Genomic DNA, 3,685 nt, shown 5'->3' with positions numbered 1-3,685 from the left:
GAGTGAGCCGATATCCGTGGATATATTGGGTGCAAGCTGTTGTGTAAGCGGCGCGAATCCGGCGCGCATTCCAAGAACCCATTTCCCCTCCTCAATACCTCCTTCGTCCACATTGGATTGCTGCGCTGACGCCTTGAGGGGAAGGACGATCGTCATGAATGCTGTCGCCAAAAATAAAGATGCTACCGCGATCCGAAGCTTGTTGGAATTCATGCCCGCCCTCCTGTCATGAAATTAAACCACGAGAAAACCGACCGTTTGCTGTCAAAGCAAAATCGATACCGGCAGGTAGAGAGAAGAAAACACAAGAAATGCATGAGAGCCTGCCTGGCGTTGCGGTAAAAAAAGTCCAAGGCCGACTCATTTCCGACACAAGTCCGTCTTTCGAGCCCTGCGGATCCTTTCACACAGAAATGGGTGAATCAATCCGATGTCTTTGCCGCAGCCCAAGGCCGAAAGGAAGGGGATCGGCGAAGTGTCTCAACGATCAAAAGAACATGTTCACACCAAAAAGAAACCCGAATGAAGAGGCATTCCAATCACTTCGGGTCGTATTATTTATTCTGGCGTGCCCATCGTTCCGCTTGTAGGCCATTTCTGCATTCAAGGCCAGTCTGTCGGTCAACATGTAATCGCCACCCCAGCCGACACGCCAGGCGAAGGTGTTACTTGGTGAAATCCGGTTGCCTGCAATGTCGTCGCTTTCGCCGAAGTTGTTCACGTTCACGCCAAAACTCATGTTGACATAGGGAACGATCGGACCATATTTGATCGGCCTGATTTCGATAGTAGGGAGTACCGAAACCGTATCCTGATGGCCGAGATCCAAATCCGGCCCAACCTGGTCTACGGCATGCCGCTCCCATTCCAACATCAACCCGACCAAAAGCCACTTGTTCAGACCATAGAACGCCTGGAAGTTAACCAGTGATCCCACATCTGTCGAGCTATGGCTTGTGAGAGATTGGGTCAGCGGGGCGAACCCTGCCCGCATACCGAGCAGCATCTGCCCCGCCTGCGTCCCTCCATCAGTCTTTTTCCACGGTTCTGCTTGTCCTACTGATAGAAATCCTGACGACAAAATGACGCCAAAACATAGCAGACCTACGAGTGCTCCGCGCTGGATCGATAATCTCATTTCAGCCTCCTCTGGCCTCCTCTACTAATCAACGGGAAGTAGAATTGCGATGATTGTCCAAGTATCTAAGACGTATCGTTTGTAACATGAGTGCCCGCCAATGTCATGTTGAAACACTAAAACAGCCTCACCACTTAGATTGGAGGGAATTCCTTGTAGAGAACTATCCTGGAAGAAGAAAAACGCGGTGCACATCAGCTCGCAGGAACTGCCTGACGCATCCGCTTCGGGGAAAGAAAGACCGAGAGAAAGAACAAAGCCGTCGAGAGAAGAACAATTGCGGGACCGGATGAAATATCCCAAAGTGCCGAGAGAAGAACTCCACCGACCGAACTGGCGACCCCAATGATCACGGAATAGATGGTTAACGTCGACAGGCTATGCGTCAGCTGGTATGCCGTCGATGCCGGAATGAGCACCATTGCAAAGACGAGAATGGCGCCGACAATCTTGAGCGACACCACCACAGTCAATGCGACGAGTGTCAGGAGAAGAAAGAAGATTCGCCTGGCCGGTACTCCTGAAGCCTCCGCCATTTCCTGGTCGAAGGAGATGAAATACAGCTCTTTCGAGAAGAGAAGGATTGTCCCGAGCACGAGAACGCTCAATCCCCCTATCCCGCGGAGCTCCTCGGACGTGACCGACAATACGTTCCCGAACAAGTATCCGTACACCTCTGCGTTGTAGGTTTTCATCAGACCGATGAACAAAATGGCCAGCGCCATGGTCGTGGTGTAGAGAATCCCGATTGACACGTCGAGCTTCATATTCCCTTTTTCCTCAACCCATCCCGTGATCCAGACCGTGGCGAGGCCGAAACAAATCGCCAGCATTAATGGCGGCCATCCAATCAAATAACCCAACGCCACACCTGCAAAAGCCGCATGAGCTGTGCCGGCCCCGACAAAAGCCAGGCCTCTCAGTACCACGAACACGCCGATCACAGAACACAGTCCTCCGACCATCGCCGCTGCGAGGAGAGATCGTTGCATGAAGTCGTACATCAACAGTTCAAGCATACCGCGTCTCTTGCCTCTTGCTTCTCGCCACGTGCCTCTCGCCTGACTATTCTAGTGATGATGGTGATAGTCCTCGACAATGACCAGGTCTTTTTCCGTAATCACCAGGTCTTTGCCATAAACCTGCCGGAGGATCTCCGGCTTGAGGACTTCTTCCGGAGGTCCGGCTGCATAGAGGCGGGTCTTCAGCAGGACCAGCCGGTCGACCCGTGAACGAATCATATTGATGTCATGGGTAATGAGCAGGACGGTAAGGCCCAGTTCTTCGTGCAGATGCTCAATCAGTTCGATGACGTTGTGCTGGGTCGTAATGTCCAAGCCCGTGGTCGGTTCGTCCAGCAACAGAACCTGAGGTTGTTGCGCCAGTGCCCTCGCGATAAAGACCCGCTGTTGCTGTCCGCCCGACAGATGCCCTAAGGCCGTGTCCTTGTGTCCCTCCATTCCCACAAGGGTCAGCGCGTGCAACGCAATGTCCCGATCCTGTCGAGAAGGCCGTTTCAGGAGGCCCAGTGCTCCGTACCGGCCCATCATCACCGTCTCAAGGACCGTCACCGGAAAGTTGCGATCGACGACACCCTTCTGCGGCAAATACCCGATCTTGGCCCGATGGTAACAACGCAGCTCGTCGCAGGCACAATCGAAAATATGAAGATGCCCTTCGACCGGAGCCATGAGGCCCAACACCGCCTTGCAAAGCGTCGTCTTCCCTGATCCATTGGGGCCGATCACTCCGACGAACTCGCCGGCACCAATGGACAGAGAAATATCCTTCAGCGCAATGACGCCAGGAAATCCGAAAGAGGCCTTGTCAAATCGAATGATCGGTTCGCGAGATTCCGACACGGGAAGCCGGCTCCTTCCGGCAGTGAGAAGAACCCTGTGACGCAGATCGTATGCTATCCCAGCGCGTTCGCCAATTGGAGCACATTATAGCGAAGCATGTCGAGGTAGGTCTCGGTTCGCGGCAGGCCTCCGGGAAGGGTGGTTAACACGAGCACCCTGGCCCCCGTCTCTTTTGCCAACAGGTCGGGGAGCTTTTGGCTCAACTGAATCTCGGACACGACGACTTTCACCCGCTCTTTTTTGATCATCGCGATGAGGTGCTGAAGCTGATGAGCCGATGGCTCACTTCCGGACTGGGCCTGAATCGTCCCCACGATCTGAAACTTGAAACGCCTGGCAAAGTACGGCCAGGCCGGGTGATGCACCACGATCCGGCGGTCAGTCAATCCGCTCAACCGTTCGTTCAGTTCCGCGCGGAGCGTATCCAATCGTTTGAGGTATGAAGCCTGGTTTTCCCGATATTCCTGTGCATGGTCAGGGTCCGCTTGAATCAAGGCCTCGGTAATGTGGCGCATCATGGTGACGGCATTTTCAGGATCCAACCACACATGGGGATTCCCCTGCTCCGATTCCTCGTTGCCCGGATGGTCGCTATCATGCCCCGATCGATCTCGAACCAACGCGATCCCCTTGGACGTGGTAACGACTGTCAACGCGGGGCTCCCGGCATTCTTGACCAGGTTCG

General features: G+C 54.1%; 5 protein-coding genes. All 5 read right to left on the bottom strand.

What is annotated here, in order from left to right:
- Positions 1-213: hypothetical protein (locus ACWVCN_RS08020; protein WP_455245044.1), on the bottom strand; the 213-nt coding region annotated here is incomplete at its 3' end.
- Positions 214-487: 274 nt separating this feature from the next.
- Entirely contained in the window at positions 488-1,138 is a 651-nt protein-coding gene (locus tag ACWVCN_RS08015; protein WP_455245043.1) for an outer membrane protein, read from the bottom strand.
- Between the two features lie 194 nt (positions 1,139-1,332).
- Positions 1,333-2,157 carry a metal ABC transporter permease gene (locus tag ACWVCN_RS08010; protein ID WP_455245042.1) on the bottom strand — a complete coding sequence of 275 codons (825 nt, stop codon included), beginning with the start codon at positions 2,155-2,157 and terminating at the stop codon, positions 1,333-1,335.
- A gap of 51 nt (positions 2,158-2,208) precedes the next feature.
- The gene (locus ACWVCN_RS08005) at positions 2,209-3,000 is read right to left on the bottom strand and encodes a metal ABC transporter ATP-binding protein (RefSeq protein WP_455245041.1); all 792 of its coding nucleotides are present in this window, start codon (positions 2,998-3,000) and stop codon (positions 2,209-2,211) included.
- A gap of 53 nt (positions 3,001-3,053) precedes the next feature.
- A partial coding sequence (locus tag ACWVCN_RS08000; protein ID WP_455245040.1) for a metal ABC transporter substrate-binding protein occupies positions 3,054-3,685 on the bottom strand: 632 nt, incomplete at its 5' end.

The sequence above is a fragment of the Petrachloros mirabilis genome, from assembly GCF_975968855.1.
This window is presented reverse-complemented; position numbering and strand designations above follow the sequence as displayed.

Coding starts and splice junctions, on each gene's coding strand:
- ACWVCN_RS08015 (WP_455245043.1), bottom strand. CDS start 1,138: ATGAGATTATCGATCCAGCGCGGAGCACTCGTAGGTCTGCTATGTTTT.
- ACWVCN_RS08010 (WP_455245042.1), bottom strand. CDS start 2,157: ATGCTTGAACTGTTGATGTACGACTTCATGCAACGATCTCTCCTCGCA.